Source organism: Hydrogenophaga sp., assembly GCF_014773545.1.
Classification (GTDB): Bacteria; Pseudomonadota; Gammaproteobacteria; order Burkholderiales; family Burkholderiaceae_C; genus Hydrogenophaga.
Window position 1 is genome coordinate 1 of sequence record NZ_SDDV01000017.1, and the last position, 16137, is coordinate 16137.

Below are 16137 nucleotides of genomic sequence, written 5' to 3' on the forward strand. Positions count from 1 at the left end.
TCTATAGACAACGGGACGCAGTCCACCGACCGCTTCACCAGCAAAAACAAGCAGCCTACGGGCAAGCATGTCTTTGACAAACAATGCCAAGACCTCAACATTGAACATCGTCTGGCTCCACCGCGTCATCCGCAGACCAATGGCATGGTCGAGCGCTTCAATGGCCGCATCAGTGAGCTTGTCCAGCAAACCCGGTTCGCGTCGGCCGCCGAACTCGATGCGACTTTGAACAACTACATGTTTACGTACAACCACCACATCCCGCAGCGCTCGCTTGGACATCTTTCACCGGTCGATGCCCTCAAGTCCTGGCGCGAGAAAAAACCGGAACTCTTCATCAAGCGTGTCTATAAACAGGCGGAACTTGACACATGTCTGCGTTCACAACATCGGAGCGTCCAGCATCAACTCGTAACTGGTGCTGCGACCACTGGCCTCAGACTTTTTGAGGACACCGAGTTCCAACAGTTCGGTGATGTCGCGCAGCGCCGTGTCTTGTGAGCACTTTCCGATGGCCGCCCACTTGCTGCTAGTCAGTTTGCCGTCAAAGCCATCGAGCAACTTGTTGAGCAGTTTGATCTGCCGATCGTTCATCGGCATGCCGGCCCAGTGTTGCCAAAACCGTGCCTTGGCCAACACCTGCGCCAGTGTTTCTTCGGCCCCTTGTACGGCCCGCAGCAGGCAGGCCAGAAACCATTGCAGCCAACCGGTGACATCCATGTCGCCTTTTTGCGTGGCTTCGAGGCGGTCGTAGTAGTCGTTGCGCTCGCGCTGGATTTGCGCCGATAGGCTGTAGTACCGCTGTGTCGACTGCTCGGCGCGCTCCAGTGCCATGTCACCTACCGCCCGTGCGATGCGGCCGTTGCCGTCTTCAAAGGGATGGATGGTCACAAACCACAGGTGTGCCAGACCCGCCTTGATCACCGGATCGTCGTGTTGATCCACATTGAACCAATTCAGGAAGTCCAGCATCTCGGCATCCAGCAGGTGTGCTGGCGGTGCTTCATAGTGAACCTTCTGTCGATGAATGGGGCCCGAGACCACCTGCATGGGGCCTTGCGCATCATCGCGCCACTGCCCGACACGAATCTTGGTCAGGCTGCTGTAACCGGTGGGGAACAGCGCGGCGTGCCAACCGAACAAGCGCTCCTGCGTTAGCAATTCGTGGTGCCGCTGCGTTGCATCGAGCACCATGTCCACCACGCCGTCCACCTGTCGGTCCGTCGGAGCCAGGGCACCGATGTCGACACCAAGACGCCTGGCAATCGACGAGCGGACCGAGTCGGGGTTGAGCTTTTCACCCTCGATCTCACTGGTCTTGAGCACGTCCTCGGTCAGGACACGCAGCGTGGCCTGGTCTCGCAGATCCAGACCCAAATCGTGCATGCGCCCCAACAGATGGCCTTGAGCCCGGTACACTTGTACGAGCACAGGCGTCAGCCGCTGACGGTCATAAACCCAGTGTGGCCAGTCGTTGAGCTGCCAGATGTAGCGGTTATCTTCGCTTTTCATGCGGTGATTGTGGCCGGCATTCGCCGCACAGTCAAGACAATCTCCGCATAGTATGCGGCCAAAAACACGCCATTCTCCGCACACGCTCGGTGCAAACTGCTCAAGACTCAGGGCCCGAACAACCGCCTGAAACCGACGCGGTCAGTTCATCATCGGCCTTCGAGGACTGATCAATGGCGACGCACGACGCCTGGGCCTTGGTTTGCCGCCTGTTCGCGGGCGGCACGCCGGTGCTGCGTTCCACGCTGTCGCCACGCGAGGTATCGGCTTTGCCTGTGCTCGGCAAAGCGGTCAGGCCAACAGTGGTGGATCAGTCTTTTGTGCTCTGCCCCCACTGCCAGCAGCACCGGGCGCAGGTCTGGAGTGATGCTCGGGGCGGCCGGATCTGCCGGTGCCCGGATTGTGGCCAGGTGCCCGTCGAAGCAATCGACGGTGCGGCGTTGGCCCTGGATGAAGACTGGCTGCGGCAGAAAATGCGCCTCGCCCTCGACATCGAGAGCCGCGACGACATCGATGACTTGGGCGACGGAGCCTGGCGAATTGGTGACGCCCGCCGTTCTCCGGTGTTGCTGGCCCGAGATTTGACGCGAGTGCTGCATGAGCCGAACTTGCTGGATCGTGTGCGCGTGGCGGGCAGCAGCATCCGGGTCATCACTCCCAAGCCGCGCACGACTCGCGGATCGCCCTTCGGCTCGGGCGTGGAATGGCTGGCGCTGGAAGAACGATTCATGTTCTATGGCGGCGAGATCACATTCATCCCTTCGGTACCGTCTGCAGCGCCAGCAGTGGCCGATCCGGCCGCACCTGTGAACAGGCCATTCTCGGCGGACTTCAAGTGGGCGACGCTGCCGGACGTGCAGGCCACGCCGATCCGGTTCACCGATGGTCAGGCCAAGGTGTTCGAGTCGCTGTGGTCGTTCAAGGGAGCCGAGGTGGACGGCGAAAGGATCATGCAGCGCGCCGGCCAGAAGAGCGACAAGCCAATCGACCTATTCAAGATCAAGTCGAAGGACAAGGGCAAGCCGGAGCACGAGGCTCGACTGGCGGCCTACGGAGCACTCGTTGTCACGCAGCAGCGCGCAGGCTTGTATTCCATGCCTTGCGCGGCGGCTGTGTTGGCGTGATGGATTGCTGCTCCAAGCCCAGCCGACAACGAATGGCAATGGCACGCGCGCAAATCATGGTCGCAAAAGTCCATGTGCGTGTGCCACGGCGAAGAAGTTAGCGCCGATTTCGACAGAAGAGAGGGCGGAACGGAGGGCAACCGGGGATTTTCCTGCCAGGCCATAGGACCCCGGGCGCACACGCAGAATGTGCGGGAACCCCGCGTGCCATGCGGGAAGCACAAATGAAAACGCCCAACTGAGAACAGTTGGGCGCTGAATTTTGGTGGCCTGGGGCGGAATCGAACCACCGACACGCGGATTTTCAATCCGCTGCTCTACCAACTGAGCTACCGGGCCAAACAGAAGGGCGATTGTATCAGCATGGGCGCCCCGGTTTGATACTCAGGCGCGCAGTCAATTGTCCGCTGCCACAAAAAAACCCGGCGCGCTAGGCCAGGGCGTCGCGCAGGCGGTACCACAACATGCCCAGCGCCAGCGTGGGCGTGCGCAGCAGCGGCCCGCCAGGGAAGTTGCGGTGCTGCAGGCGGGCAAAGAGGTCAAAGTGCCCGGCTTGGCCCGCCAGCGCTTGCGCCACCAGTTGACCGGCCAACCCGGTGAGTGCCAGGCCGTGTCCGCTGAAGCCTTGCAGGTAGTACAGGTTGTCGCCCAGCCGGCCAAAGTCAGGCGCACGATTCATGCTGATGTCGACAAAGCCGCCCCAGACGAATTGCACCGGCAGTTCTTGCAGCGTCGGAAATACGCGCAGCATGCGCTGGCGCAGCAGGTGTTGCAGTTGGGCCGGCGTGCGGCCGGTGTAGCTGACGCGCCCGCCAAACAACAGGCGGTGGTCCCGGCTGAAGCGAAAGTAGTCGAGCGCGAAATTGTTGTCGCACACCGCCGCGCCAGCGGCAATCAGGCGTTCGCAGCAGGCCGGATCGAGTGCTGCGGTGCCAATGATGTAGGTGCCCACCGGCATGATGCGCGGCGCAATCTCGGGTGCCACGCCGGGGCCGTGTTCGGCCAGCATGCAGTTGCCGGCCAGCACGCCAAAGCGTGCCTTCACCATGCCGTGCGGGGTGTGCGCCACCAGCGTGGCGCCACGCCGTAGTTGGGTCACGGGCGAATGCTCAAAAATTTGCACCCCGGCCGCTCGGGCGGCACGCGCGATTCCCAGGGCGTACTTCAGCGGCTGCAAATGACCCGAGCGTCGTTCAAAAAAAGCCGCCCGGTAGCGTGGACTGTCGATCAGACGGGGCACCTGCGCGCCTTCGGCCCAGTCACACGCCACGCCGCGCTGTTGCAGCTCGTCGCATTCCTGGCGCAAGGCGCGCGCCTTGCGCGCCGAGTCAGCCACATAGGTGTAGCCGTGCACGCGGTCGCAGTCGATGCCGTGCGCGGCAATGCGCTGATCGATCAGATCAAGGGCTTGCAGCGACAGGTTCCAGGCGCGCTGCGCATCAGCCGCACCGAGTTGCTGCTCGAAAGGTATTTGCCCGCAGGCGTAGCCGACAATGGCCTGGCCGCCGTTGCGCCCACTGGCCCCGCTGGCAACGCGGGCGGCCTCCAGCAACACCACCTGCAGGCCGCGTTGCGCCAGCTCCAGCGCCGCACTCAGGCCGGCCAAGCCGCCTCCGACGATCAGCACATCGGCCTGCAGCGCAGATTGCAAGGGTGAAGCAGCCGCAGGCCGCTTCACACTGGCTTCGTAGTAGTTGCTCTGGTTGAGCTGGGCATCAAGTGCCCGCAGCGAGCGTGGCCACATGCTCAGGCTCCGGCCGCGGGTAATAAGCCTTGTCGCCGCGCCACTTGGCCGCTCAAATATGTCCAGACGAAGGTGGCCGCCGCCAGGCTGGTGATTTCGGCGTGGTCGTAGGCGGGGGCGACTTCCACGCAGTCCATGCCGATCCAGTTCAGGTCGGCCAGCTCTTCGATCAGCGTCAGCACCTGCGAGCTGCTCAGGCCGCCGGGCTCGGGCGTGCCGGTACCGGGGGCGAAGGCCGGGTCTAGGCAGTCGATGTCGAGCGTGAGGTAGCACGGGCGCTGACCGATGCGCTGGCGGATGGCTGCAACCACCGGCTGCAGCGCCGCCCCGTCGAGGCCGCGCAGCGCGCGGGCGTCAAAAATCTGCCCGCCCTGATCGACCACGTAGTTGCGCGCGGCACGGCTGCCGCTGGAGCGAAGGCCGATCTGCACCGTGTGCGCCGGGCTGACCAGCCCTTCGTGCAGCGCTTCGTAGGTCCAGGTGCCGTGGCCCGAGGGTTCACCAAAGTGGTCGCTCCAGGTGTCGCAGTGGGCGTCGAAGTGAAGCAGCGCCAGCGGAGCGCCGCCGTTTTGTGCCTGCGCCGCGCGCAGCAGCGCCAGCGTGACCGAATGGTCGCCGCCCAGAAACACGCAGTGGTGGCGCGCCATCAGCGGCGCAGCCTGGGCCTGCAGCAAGCGGCGCAGCTCGGGCAGCGGCGAGGCGCTGGGCAAAGGCAGATCCAGCGCGTCGCCCAACTGGTCGATGGGCGAGACGTTGAACAGCGGGTGGATGCCGTCGCACAGCATCAGGCTGGCGGCGCGAATCGCCTGCGGGCCAAAGCGCGCACCGGGCCGGTTGCTGACGGCGCCGTCGAACGGCACGCCGACGATGGCAAACGGCTGCTCATGCAGCTCAGCCGCCGCCAAAAAGCGGTTGCTGCTGTTGGCGTAAGCCGGAAGTCCGTAGCTCATGGCTGCTCCTTGGGGTGGGCGAGACGCCCAACATAGCACGCGGCTTTGACGCCTGCGTTCGCTGCCGCGTCTGGCTCCTTGCCGCAGGGGGCGGCGCAGCCCAAGCCCGCCATGCCAAAAGTGCTGCCGGCCTTGGGGGTCGATTCTGTATCTGGCGGAAGCGGTGAGATTCGAACTCACGGATGCATTCCTGCATCGGTGCTTTTCAAGAGCACTGCCTTAAACCACTCGGCCACGCTTCCAGATTTTTCCCTGCCCCAGGGGTTTGCGCAAAAGACTGCAAAAAGCCTTATAAAACAACCAATGAGGTTTGCGCAGCGCTTGCCGCAGCGCTGCAAGCGCTGCACTTTGGCGCGCCTGCCAAAACAAATCGCTGCGGCAGCGGCCAACAGCTTGCGGCGCTGGCTGTGCGGGCCGGATTTTAATCCATTGACATCCGCCTGCGCGTCGATTGCGCCTGGGCGCTGCAAGCGGCTGGTCAGCCGATCGGGCTGCGGGCACAATCAGCCCATGAAACCCATCGACGCGGTGCGCTCGAATCTGCAGCAGGAAATAGCTGTTGCTGCGGCCTGCCTGGTGGTCGAGGACGGCTTGGCGTATGCCAGTGCCAAGCGACGGGCGCTGCGCCAGCTTGGCTTGGACGCGCATACCGCCTTGCCCGATGACGCCGCGCTGGAGGCTGCCGTGCGTGCGCACATTGCGCTGTACTGCGCACCCAGCCAGGCGGCCGAGCTCAAGGCGCTGCGTGAAACGGCCTTGCACTGGATGGAGCGCCTGGCGCGCTTTCGCCCGCATTTGTGCGGATCGGTCTGGCACGGCAGCGCGACCCGGCACAGCGATATCGAGTTGGAGTTGTTTTGCGACGACCCGAAAAGCGCCGAATGGGCCTTGATCGATCAGCGGCTGGACTACCGCGTCAGTTCCCGCCCCGGCGAGTTGACTGCGACGCTGTGCCTGCGCACGCCCTGCATCGGCTTGGGCCGGGACACGCAGTTGTTGCTTCGCTTGCGTGATCTGGATCGGTTGCGCGGCGCCCTCAAGCCCGATGCGCAGGGGCGCAAACCGCGCGCCGACGCGCAAGCCCTGCGCAGCCGCTTGCAGCAGATCGAGGACGACCGACCATGAGGCGGCGCACTTGCTGGATGGCGGCAGTGGCGGGCGCCGCAACGCTCGCCGGGGCGGGTGCCGCCTGGTGGCGCTATCGGCCTGCTCCGCTGCACGACGCTGCCCAGCAGACGTTTTGGCGCAGCCAATTTGAAGGCCCCAACGGCGAGCTTTTGCAGTTGGCCGACTGGCGCGGCAGGCCCTTGTTGCTGAATTTCTGGGCCACCTGGTGCCCGCCCTGCGTCGAAGAGCTGCCGCTGTTGAACGCGTTTTACCGCGCGCACGCCGCCCGCGGCTGGCAGGTGCTGGGTCTGGCGGTCGACCAGCCGGCAGCGGTGCGCAGCTTCACGCAAAAATTGCCACTGGATTTTCCGGTTGGCGTTGCGGGCCTGGCCGGCATCGAACTCAGCCGCGCCCTGGGCAACGCCAGCGGTGCTTTGCCATTCACGGTGGTGTTTTCTGCATCGGGAGCGGTTTTGCACCGAAAGGTCGGTAAAGTCTCACAATCCGACCTGAACGAGTGGGCACAAGGGGGCTGAGAGGCCGATCGCTGACCTGGTCGGATCGGATACACTGCCCCCGCCGGTTGATTGGCTGAGCTTTGGTTTGCGAAAATTGAATACACTTAGATCAACTTGACCAAGTTTCGATGGAGAAGTCATGGATTTAAGAAAACTGAAAACGTTGATCGATCTCGTTTCCGAGTCCAACGTGTCCGAACTCGAAATCACTGAGGCCGAGGGCAAGGTGCGCATCGTCAAAAGCGCGCCGAGCGCATACGTCGCTGCACCGGTCCCGGTAGCGCCGGCGGCTGCGGGGCTGGCCGCTGCAACTGCGCCTGCGCTGGCCGCACCCTGCGTGCCGGCGGCGCCAGCCGCACCGACCGGTCACGTGGTCAAGTCGCCCATGGTCGGTACTTTCTACCGCGCTTCCAGCCCGGGCTCCAAGCCGTTCGTTGAATTGGGCGACCCGATCAAGGCCGGCGAGACCATTTGCATCGTCGAAGCCATGAAGATTCTCAACGAAATCGAGGCCGACAAGTCGGGTATCGTGACCCAGATTCTGGTGGAAAACGCGCAGGCGGTGGAATACGGCCAACCCCTGTACGTGATCGAGTGAAAAGGCTGCTTGCGCATGTTCAAGAAAATCCTGATTGCCAACCGTGGGGAGATTGCGTTGCGGGTGCAGCGCGCTTGCCGCGAAATGGGCATCAAGGCGGTGATGGTGTACTCCGAGGCAGATCGCGACGCCAAGTACGTGCGCCTGGCCGACGAAGCGGTCTGCATCGGGCCGGCTGCCAGTGCGCAGAGTTACCTCAATATGCCGGCCATTATTTCGGCGGCTGAAGTCACCGACGCCGAGGCGATTCACCCGGGCTACGGTTTTCTGTCGGAAAATGCCGACTTTGCCGAGCGGGTTGAAAGAAGCGGGTTCACCTTCATCGGTCCCACGCCGGAGTCGATCCGGCTGATGGGCGACAAAGTCTCGGCCAAGCAGGCCATGATCCGGGCCGGCGTGCCCTGCGTGCCCGGCTCCGAAGGCGCGCTGCCGGATGATCCGGTCGAGGTCAGACGCATAGCCAAATCGGTCGGCTACCCGGTCATCGTCAAGGCATCTGGCGGCGGCGGCGGACGCGGCATGCGCGTGGTGCACACCGAAGCGGCGCTGCTGCACGCGGTGCAAACCACCAAGGCCGAAGCCGCAGCCGCATTTGGCAACGCCGAGGTCTACCTGGAGAAGTTTCTCCAGAACCCGCGCCACATCGAAATCCAGGTGCTGGCCGATCAGCATCGCAACGCGGTCTATCTGGGCGAGCGTGACTGTTCGATGCAGCGACGGCACCAGAAAGTGATTGAAGAAGCACCGGCGACCGGCATTGCGCGCCGCTTGATCGACCGCATTGGAGATCGCTGCGCCAGCGCCTGCAAGAAAATTGCTTACCGCGGCGCTGGCACGTTCGAGTTCCTGTTTGAAAACGGCGAGTTCTACTTCATCGAGATGAACACCCGCGTACAGGTCGAGCACCCGGTGACGGAATGGATCACGGGCGTCGACATCGTGCGCACCCAGATCGCGGTGGCTGCAGGAGAAAAGCTGCCATTCACGCAGCGCCAGTTGGAATTTCGCGGCCACGCCATCGAATGCCGCATCAACGCCGAAGACCCCTACAAGTTCACCCCGTCGCCCGGGCGCATCACCACCTGGCACGCGCCCGGCGGCCCCGGTGTGCGGGTCGACTCGCACGCCTACGCCAATTATTTCGTGCCGCCGAATTACGACTCCATGATAGGCAAGATCATCGTCTACGGCGATACGCGCGAACAGGCGCTGGCGCGCATGCGCACGGCGCTGGCCGAAACCGTGATCGAAGGCATTAAAACCAATATTGCGCTGCACCGCGATTTGATGGTGGATGCCAGCTTCGTGGCTGGCGGCACCAATATTCACTACCTGGAAGAATGGCTGGCCCGGCGTGAACGCTGAACTGTCCTCCGAGCCAGGGGCCTTGTTTGAGCTGGTGCTGCGGGTGCCTGCGGCGGCGCTGGAGCCGGTGGGTGATGCCTTGTTGGAGCAAGGCGCGCTCAGCGTTTCAGTGGAAGACGCCGACGCCTTCACTGATGCCGAGCAGCCCTTGTTCGGCGAGCCCGGCCTGCCAGCACCCCGGCAGGGTTGGCAGCACTCGCGCCTGCTGGCGCTGTTTTCCAGCGCCGCTGCCGCACACGCCGCCGCCGATCTGCTGGCGCTGCAAGACTTCTTTGCCGGCTGCGAGTTGCTGGACGTGCGCAGCGTTGCGCCCCAAGACTGGGTGCGGCTGACGCAGGAGCAGTTTGCCCCGGTTCCGATCACGCCCTCGTTTTGGATCGTGCCCACCTGGCACGATCCGCCGCCGCAGGCCCGGCACCTGATCCGGCTCGACCCGGGGCTGGCCTTCGGGACTGGCACCCACCCGAGCACCCGCATGTGCCTGCGCTGGATCGCGCAGCGCGCCTGGGGCGCACAGCGCGTGCTCGACTACGGCTGTGGTTCGGGCATCTTGGCCATTGGCGCGGCCCAATTCGGCGCGCGCGAAATCGTGGCGGTCGACATCGACCCGGCGGCAGTTGAGTCGACCCGCTACAACGCCAGCGCCAATCAGGTGACGCTGAGCGTGGGTCAGCCCGAGCTGGCCCAGGGGGAGTTCGACCTGGTGCTGGCCAATATTCTGGCCACGCCGCTCAAACTGCTGGCACCGCTGCTGTGCGCCCACGTGCGCACGGGTGGCCACCTGGTGCTGGCCGGCATTCTGGTTCGACAGACGAAGGAGCTGAGCAAAGCCTATGCGCCGTGGCTGAACCTGCAAGTCAGCGACGAGGCCGAGGGCTGGGTTCTCATGACCGCGCTCAAGGCTTGAATCAGCGGGCCGCGCTCGGGACGATTGGCGCATGCGACTGACCACCCGCTGCCCAGCCTGCGCGACGGTGTTCAGGGTCGTTCCAGATCAACTGAAGATATCCGGCGGTTGGGTGCGCTGCGGGCATTGCGCCGACGTGTTCGACGCCAGGCCTCATGTGCAAGCCTGGGACGAAACCACGGCGGCCCCCGTAAGCGCGGCGCAGCGGCCAGTCGAGCCCGACGAAGACGCTGCTGCTGACCTTGCTGCCGCACCAGCCGCACCAGCCGCACAGCCTCGGGTCCAAGCGCAGCCCTTGGCAGCCCTGGTGGTGCCAGCGCCAGTTGGCGCGCAGCAGGCCGATGCTGCGTCTTTATCGATCGAGCCCAGGCTGGCGCCAGCACCCCACCCGGCTTCCGATCGGCTCACTCCCGCTCCCACACCGAAGTGGCAACCCGAACCCGAAGCCGCGTTGGAAGCGGAGCCCGGCTTTGTGCGCCAGGCGCGCCAGCGCGCGCGCTGGCGCTCGCCCGGCGCGCGCGCCCTGCTCATGGCGCTGTTGCTGCTGCTTGGCTTGCTGCTGGCGGGTCAATCGCTGTTGCACCAGCGCGACCGACTGGCCGTCTGGCAGCCGGGCTGGGAACCCTGGCTGAACCGCTTGTGTGCGCCGCTGGGCTGCGCGCTTGCTCCGGTGCAACGCATAGACGCCATCGTCATCGAAAGCACGGCCTTGCTGCGCCGCAGCAACAACAACCAATACGTCTTCGATCTGGTGCTCAAGAACACCGCCGCAATCGCGCTGGCGCTGCCCGCGCTCGAACTCAGCCTGACCGACGCGCGCGATACAGTGATTGCGCGGCGTGTATTCTTGCCCGCCGACATGCCAGACGCTGCGCCGCTGCTGCCGGCCCGGGGCACGGTCGCCATCAGCCTGCGCTTGACGATAGACGTCGGCACCGAAGTGCCGATGGCGGGCTATCGGGCTCTGATTTTTTACCCCTGAACCTGGAAATTCAATATGTCGATTCTCGTCTGTGGCTCACTCGCCTTTGACACCATCATGAGCTTCGAGGGTCGCTTTGCCGAGCAGATACTGCCCGAGCAGTTGCACATTCTGAACGTCTCTTTTCTCGTGCCTGGGCTGCGCCGCGAATACGGCGGCTGCGCTGGCAACGTCGCCTACGGCCTGGGCCAACTGGGTGCGCAGGCCGTGCCGCTGGCCACGCTGGGCAGTGACGGGCAAGAGTACTTGCAGCGGCTGCATGCGCTGGGCGTCGATACCCGGCACGTCGCAACCGTGGCCGACAGTTACACCGCGCAGGCCATGATCATGACCGACCGCGACAACAACCAAATCACCGCCTTTCACCCGGGCGCCATGGCGCAGGCGCACGACAACCCGGTGCCGCAGCGCGACGACCTGGCTCTGGCCATCATCTCACCCGACGGCCGCGAAGCCATGCTCAGCCACGCCCGCCAATTGCACGCCGCCGGCGTGCCGTTCGTGTTCGATCCGGGCCAAGGGCTGCCGATGTTCAACGGCACCGAGCTGGCGCAGTTCATCGAGCTGGCCAGTTGGGTTGCGCTCAACGATTACGAAGCGCGCATGTTGTGCGACCGCACCGGGCTGTCGCTGCCGGCCATCGCCGCGCGGGTGCAAGGCCTGGTGGTGACCCTGGGTGCGCACGGCTGCGAAGTCTGGCAGGGCGAGGAAAAAACCGTGCTGCCAGGAGTGGCTGCCAGCGCGGTGGTCGATCCCACCGGTTGCGGCGACGCCTTTCGCGCCGCCCTGTTGTACGGCCTGGAGCAGGGCTGGCCGCTGCTGCGCTGCGCCGAACTCGGCAACCGCCTGGGCGCAGCCAAGATTGCAACCCGCGGTGGTCAAAACTACCGCTTGACGTATTGATCCGGCCCGGAGAAGTCTTGAGCTCCGTTCGGGCTGAGCCCTTCGACAGGCTCAGGACGAACGGAGCTCAGGACGAACGGTTGATGCTTCACCGGGCCGGAGCAATAGCTCGCAACACAACACCCGCATTGTGCGCTGCGGCTTTCGGCTAGGCCTGCGCAGACCGAAGCAACTCAGCGCCGCAGGCGCCAGGGATCAGTGCGGCCACGCAAGGTTGAGCCCAAACGTCAGCCAAGGACCACTTTCGAGTCCGTCCCGGTGGCCGACCAGCAAGCCGACCGAAGTCGATTCGCTCCAGGCATGGCGCACGCCGAACTGACCGGCAGCGTCGCCGCGATGATCGCCAGCCACTTCGGCCAGCACGGTCCAGGCCTTGGCTGCTGCCCACTCGATGCCGACTCCCCCCGTGACTGCTCCGGGTTGCGCATGGGGCTTGGACCAGCCGAAGTTGGCGTGCAGCACCAGGCGACGATCCGGGTCTAGTGCCATGCTAAACGGAACCTTGGCCGACCAGTGCGGCGATTCGCTGGTTTTTCCGTCCCACTCAGCACCCAGCGCGAAACCGATACCCCACGGATGCGCATCGAAATCGCGCCACAAACGTTTGACGCCCAGATTCCAGCGATCAGCCGAGCCGGGGTGAGTGAAATAGCTGTAGCCGAGAGCGACTTCGGTGCCTGCGAAATGACACGCGGGCACTACCGTCCATTCCTATTCGGGCGAATGCATGCGCACCCAAGACTCGACCTGGCAATGGCCGGCGGCGGTGATGGTGGCACTGTCGACAAGCAGACTGGCTCCCGCCTGCGCCACCGAAGCATACAGGGGCAGCGAGAGCAGCAAAAAAAAACGAGAGCAGTTTCTGGTCATGAAAAGTCTCCAGTGGTTTAAACAAGGGCCAAAATCAAAAAACGGACGACGGTTGCCATGAGGGTTCTCCTCGCAATGGGTGCGGGGCATTGTCCTTTTTTTGGGGCCATCAACAACTGGGGTTTTCCCTCTTGCGAAGCGCAGGAGCTTGCCGCGACTGAGCGCATGCACGCCCTTTTGGATAGGAAATTCAGCCGCTGCAAGCCAAGCAGCACGCATTTGATGCGACCCTCTCAGCCACCGCCCCGGCGTCGCAGCCGCGCCGCGCCAGCGCGACGCGGCAATGCGAAAATGGCTGCCATGAACGCAATCCAAACCACAGAACTCATGAACACCCTGGGTCGGCAGGCCAAGGTTGCATCGACGCTGCTGGCGCAGGCCAGCGCGGCGACCAAGGCGCAGGCCCTGCGCGCTCTGGCAGCCTTGCTGCGCACCCAGCAGAGCGCCTTGCAGGCGGCCAACGCCAAAGACTTGCAGCGCGCACGCGCCGCCGGCCTGAGTGAGCCGCTGGTCGACCGGCTCAAGCTCACGCCGCAAATCATTGAAACCTGCTCCCAGGGCTGCGAGCAGCTCGCCGCCATGCCCGACATCATTGGAGAAATCTCGGGTCTGCAGCAAATGCCCAGCGGCATCCGGGTGGGGCAGATGCGCGTGCCGATCGGCGTGTTCGGCATGATTTACGAGAGCCGCCCGAACGTGACCATAGAAGCCGCTGCACTGGCCATCAAGAGCGGCAACGCGGCCATTTTGCGCGGCGGCTCCGAGGCCATAGACTCCAACACCGCGCTGGCTGCGCTGGTGCGCCAGGCGCTGGCGGACGCCGGGCTGCCGGAGAATGCGGTGCAGCTCGTTGCCAGCACCGACCGCGCCGCCGTCGGCCAGTTGGTGGCCATGCCACAGTACGTGGACCTGATCATTCCGCGCGGCGGCAAGGGCTTGATCGAGCGCGTCAGCCGCGAGGCCAAGGTGCCGGTGATCAAACACCTGGACGGCAACTGCCACACCTACGTCGACGACCCGTGCGATCTTGCGCTGGCGGTGCGGGTGACAGACAACGCCAAAACACAGAAATACAGTCCCTGCAACGCCACCGAGAGCCTGTTGGTCGCGCACGGCGTGGCGGCTGAATTTCTGCCCCTGATCGGTGCCATTTTCGCCGCCAAGGGGGTGCAGATGCGCTGCTGCCCGCAGGCACGGGCGCTGTTGTCCAGTCTCGGCGCGGCCGACTTGCGCGACGCCAGCGAACAAGACTGGAGCGAGGAATACCTAGCGCCCATCATCAGCATCAAGGTGGTGGCGGGCCTCGATGAGGCCATCGAGCACATCAACCGCTACTCCAGCCACCACACCGAGGCCATTCTCACCAGCCACCACGTGCACGCGCAGCGGTTTTTGCGCGAAGTCGATTCGGCCAGCGTGATGGTCAACACCAGCACCCGCTTTGCCGACGGCTTCGAGTACGGGCTGGGCGCCGAGATCGGCATTTCGACCGACAAGTTTCACGCCCGCGGGCCGGTCGGCGTGCTGGGTCTGACCTCGCTCAAATTTGTTGTGCTGGGCGCGGGCGAAGTGCGCGGCTGAGCGGCCAGACAGCGGCCGTCGGCAGCGCTCAAGGCGCCGTCAGTGCCGCCGTCTCGGCGCGCATCGCAGCAGCGATCTCGCGCTCGCGCTGGCGGGTCGCGCGTGCCACCCACAGCGCGTAGCTGACGATCACGATCGTCACGGTGGCAATCAGCAGCGTGGCGGCGGCGTAGACGGTCGGGTTGATGCCCCGCCGTGCGTAGCCAAAGATCACCTGCGGCAAGGTGTTGACGCCCGGGCCGGAGAGGAATTCGGAAATCACCACGTCGTCGAACGAGAGCGTGAAGGCCAGCAAAAAAGCCGCCAGAATGGCCGGAAAAATATTCGGCAGTGTGATCAGAAAAAACACCTCGTGCGGCCGCGCACCCAAGTCCAAGGCGGCCTCTTCGATCGAGCGGTCCATCTCCAGCAGGCGCGACTGAATCACCACCATCGCGTACGCCATGCCGAGCAAGGTGTGGCCGACGATGATGGTCAGCATGCCGCGCTGCGGAAAGCCAAAAGCATTTTGCATGCCGACGAACAGCAGCAGCAGCGACAGACCGATGATGACCTCGGGCATCACCAGCGGCGCGTTGGCCATGCCTGAAAAAGCCGTGCGCCCGGCAAAGCGGCGGTAGCGCACCAGCACGTAGGCGCTGAAGGTGGCCAGCACGGCGGAGAGCACGCCGGTGACGGCAGCCACCTGCAGCGAAACAAAAAAACCTTCGATCAGCGCCGTGTCGTGCCACAGCGCCTCGTACCAGCGCAGCGAAAAACCAGTGAAACGGGCATCCTGGCGCGTGCTGTTGAACGAGAAAACGATCATGAACAGCAGCGGCAGGTACAGGAAGGCGAACACCAGCGCCAGCCAGAAATGGCCGAAATGTTTTTCGAGCAGTTGTTTCATCTCAAGTCCTGCGATGAAGCGCCACGCCGGGCCAGGCCGGTTGCCGCACCTGGGCCAGATCGGCTGTCATGGCTTTTTCCCGCTGCGGTGGTAGTAGATCGCCAGCGGCAAAACGATCAACACGATCATCACCACCGACAGCGCGGTGGCGCGCGGCCAGTTGTTGCCGGTGAACATTTCGTCCCAGATGACGCGCCCGATCATCATGTTTTCCGGCCCGCCCAGCAGCGAAGGGACGATGAATTCGCCCACCGCAGGAATGAACACCAACATGCAGCCGGCGATGATGCCGGTCTTGGACAAAGGCACCGTCACCAGCCAAAATGCCTTGAACGGCGTGGCGCCCAGGTCGTAGGCAGCTTCCAGCAGCCGGTAATCCAGTTTCACCAGATTGGCGTACAGCGGCAACACCATGAAGGGCAGGTAGACGTAGGTCATGCCAACCAGCATCGACACGCTGGTGTAGAGCATCAGTACCGGCTCGTCGGTGATGCCGATTCCCATCATGAAGCGGTTGATGACCCCGTTGTCGCCCAGCAGGCCTTTCCAGGCGAACACGCGCAGCAAAAACGAGGTCCAAAACGGCAGCATCACCATCAGCAGCAGCGCTGGTCGCACGCTCGCGGGTGAGCGGGCAATGAAGTAGGCAAACGGATAGCCAATCAGCAGACACAGCAGCGCGGTGCACAGGCCGTACCACAGCGAGCGCAGATAGGCGTCGACGTAGATGGTGCGAAACAGCGGCGCGCCTTCCTCGGCGCGAAAAATGGAGAGGTAGTTTTCATAGCGCAAGCGCAGCACCCCGGCTTGCGCGTCCCACAAGGGCTGGAACGGGTGAATCTGGCCCCGCATGTCGACGAAGCTGATGTAGAGCAGGATCAGGAACGGCAGAAAGAAAAACAGCAGCAACCAGCCAAAGGGCACGCCGATCACGAAGCGCCGCCCGGGCATGGAGAATTTCAAAGCCATCGTGCTGCTCCTGAATTTCTGTGGGTGCGCAAGTGTGCGTTTGCAAGCATAGGGTCGAATCCACCGCGCCGCTGGGTCGGCCACATCGGGCGCAGGAGATCGCGGCGCGGCGCTGGTT

17 protein-coding genes and 2 tRNA genes are annotated in these 16137 nt (G+C 64.0%); 10 read left to right on the forward strand and 9 right to left on the reverse strand.

The features are described 5' to 3' along the window. Nucleotides 1-501: integrase core domain-containing protein (locus tag EST26_RS10055; RefSeq protein ID WP_291067533.1), on the forward strand; the 501-nt coding region annotated here is incomplete at its 5' end. On the opposite strand, the gene EST26_RS10060 is transcribed toward EST26_RS10055, so the two are convergent. Then, the gene (locus tag EST26_RS10060) at nt 382-1512 is read right to left on the reverse strand and encodes a Fic family protein (RefSeq protein ID WP_291067535.1); all 1131 of its coding nucleotides are present in this window, start codon (nt 1510-1512) and stop codon (nt 382-384) included. The two genes, EST26_RS10055 and EST26_RS10060, sit on opposite strands and share 120 nt — an antisense overlap. Nucleotides 1513-1685: 173 nt before the next feature. Between EST26_RS10060 and EST26_RS10065 the strand changes: the two genes are divergently transcribed. Next, entirely contained in the window at nt 1686-2636 is a 951-nt protein-coding gene (locus EST26_RS10065; RefSeq protein WP_291067537.1) for a hypothetical protein, read from the forward strand. Between the two features lie 263 nt (nt 2637-2899). On the opposite strand, the gene EST26_RS10070 is transcribed toward EST26_RS10065, so the two are convergent. The 4 genes from EST26_RS10070 to EST26_RS10085 all read right to left on the reverse strand — a co-directional run bounded on the left by EST26_RS10070 (nt 2900) and on the right by EST26_RS10085 (nt 5572). Next, nucleotides 2900-2975: transfer RNA gene (locus EST26_RS10070), tRNA-Phe, on the reverse strand. Nucleotides 2976-3066: 91 nt separating this feature from the next. Then, complete coding sequence (locus EST26_RS10075) at nt 3067-4380, reverse strand: FAD-binding oxidoreductase (protein WP_291067539.1); 1314 nt, start codon at nt 4378-4380, stop codon at nt 3067-3069. Nucleotides 4381-4382: 2 nt separating this feature from the next. Then, nucleotides 4383-5330, reverse strand: a complete 948-nt coding sequence (gene speB / locus EST26_RS10080) for an agmatinase (protein ID WP_291067542.1) — start codon at nt 5328-5330, stop codon at nt 4383-4385. Between the two features lie 152 nt (nt 5331-5482). Further along, nucleotides 5483-5572, reverse strand: a tRNA-Ser gene (locus EST26_RS10085). Between the two features lie 268 nt (nt 5573-5840). On the opposite strand from EST26_RS10085, the gene EST26_RS10090 reads away from it, so the two are divergent. The 7 genes from EST26_RS10090 (at nt 5841) to EST26_RS10120 (ending at nt 11710) form a co-directional block, all read left to right on the forward strand. Continuing rightward, nucleotides 5841-6455 carry a hypothetical protein gene (locus EST26_RS10090; protein WP_291067544.1) on the forward strand — a complete coding sequence of 205 codons (615 nt, stop codon included), beginning with the start codon at nt 5841-5843 and terminating at the stop codon, nt 6453-6455. After that, nucleotides 6452-6973, forward strand: coding sequence for a TlpA disulfide reductase family protein (locus tag EST26_RS10095; protein WP_291067546.1), 522 nt, complete (start codon nt 6452-6454; stop codon nt 6971-6973). The genes EST26_RS10090 and EST26_RS10095 overlap by 4 nt, the downstream gene beginning before the upstream one ends. Before the next feature lie 121 nt (nt 6974-7094). Further along, the gene (gene accB, locus EST26_RS10100) at nt 7095-7553 is read left to right on the forward strand and encodes an acetyl-CoA carboxylase biotin carboxyl carrier protein (RefSeq protein WP_291067548.1); all 459 of its coding nucleotides are present in this window, start codon (nt 7095-7097) and stop codon (nt 7551-7553) included. A gap of 15 nt (nt 7554-7568) precedes the next feature. Continuing rightward, nucleotides 7569-8918 (forward strand): acetyl-CoA carboxylase biotin carboxylase subunit, encoded by a 1350-nt coding sequence (gene accC, locus EST26_RS10105; RefSeq protein ID WP_291067550.1) that lies wholly within the window; start codon nt 7569-7571, stop codon nt 8916-8918. A gap of 22 nt (nt 8919-8940) precedes the next feature. After that, nucleotides 8941-9825 (forward strand): 50S ribosomal protein L11 methyltransferase, encoded by an 885-nt coding sequence (gene prmA / locus EST26_RS10110; protein WP_291067577.1) that lies wholly within the window; start codon nt 8941-8943, stop codon nt 9823-9825. A 31-nt stretch (nt 9826-9856) separates the two neighbouring features. Next, complete coding sequence (locus EST26_RS10115; RefSeq protein ID WP_291067551.1) at nt 9857-10807, forward strand: DUF3426 domain-containing protein; 951 nt, start codon at nt 9857-9859, stop codon at nt 10805-10807. A gap of 15 nt (nt 10808-10822) precedes the next feature. After that, complete coding sequence (locus EST26_RS10120) at nt 10823-11710, forward strand: carbohydrate kinase family protein (protein WP_291067553.1); 888 nt, start codon at nt 10823-10825, stop codon at nt 11708-11710. Nucleotides 11711-11905: 195 nt separating this feature from the next. On the opposite strand, the gene EST26_RS10125 is transcribed toward EST26_RS10120, so the two are convergent. Together EST26_RS10125 and EST26_RS10130 are read right to left on the reverse strand one after the other, a co-directional pair. Then, on the reverse strand, nt 11906-12409 hold the full coding sequence (locus tag EST26_RS10125) for a hypothetical protein (RefSeq protein ID WP_291067554.1): 504 nt from the start codon (nt 12407-12409) through the stop codon (nt 11906-11908). Nucleotides 12410-12421: 12 nt separating this feature from the next. Then, nucleotides 12422-12580, reverse strand: a complete 159-nt coding sequence (locus EST26_RS10130; protein ID WP_291067556.1) for a hypothetical protein — start codon at nt 12578-12580, stop codon at nt 12422-12424. Nucleotides 12581-12880: 300 nt separating this feature from the next. On the opposite strand from EST26_RS10130, the gene EST26_RS10135 reads away from it, so the two are divergent. Next, entirely contained in the window at nt 12881-14161 is a 1281-nt protein-coding gene (locus tag EST26_RS10135; RefSeq protein ID WP_291067557.1) for a glutamate-5-semialdehyde dehydrogenase, read from the forward strand. 28 nt (nt 14162-14189) lie between these two features. On the opposite strand, the gene EST26_RS10140 is transcribed toward EST26_RS10135, so the two are convergent. After that, on the reverse strand, nt 14190-15050 hold the full coding sequence (locus EST26_RS10140; protein ID WP_291067558.1) for an ABC transporter permease subunit: 861 nt from the start codon (nt 15048-15050) through the stop codon (nt 14190-14192). A gap of 66 nt (nt 15051-15116) precedes the next feature. Continuing rightward, nucleotides 15117-16019 (reverse strand): ABC transporter permease, encoded by a 903-nt coding sequence (locus tag EST26_RS10145; protein WP_291067560.1) that lies wholly within the window; start codon nt 16017-16019, stop codon nt 15117-15119. Nucleotides 16020-16137 lie beyond the last annotated feature (118 nt).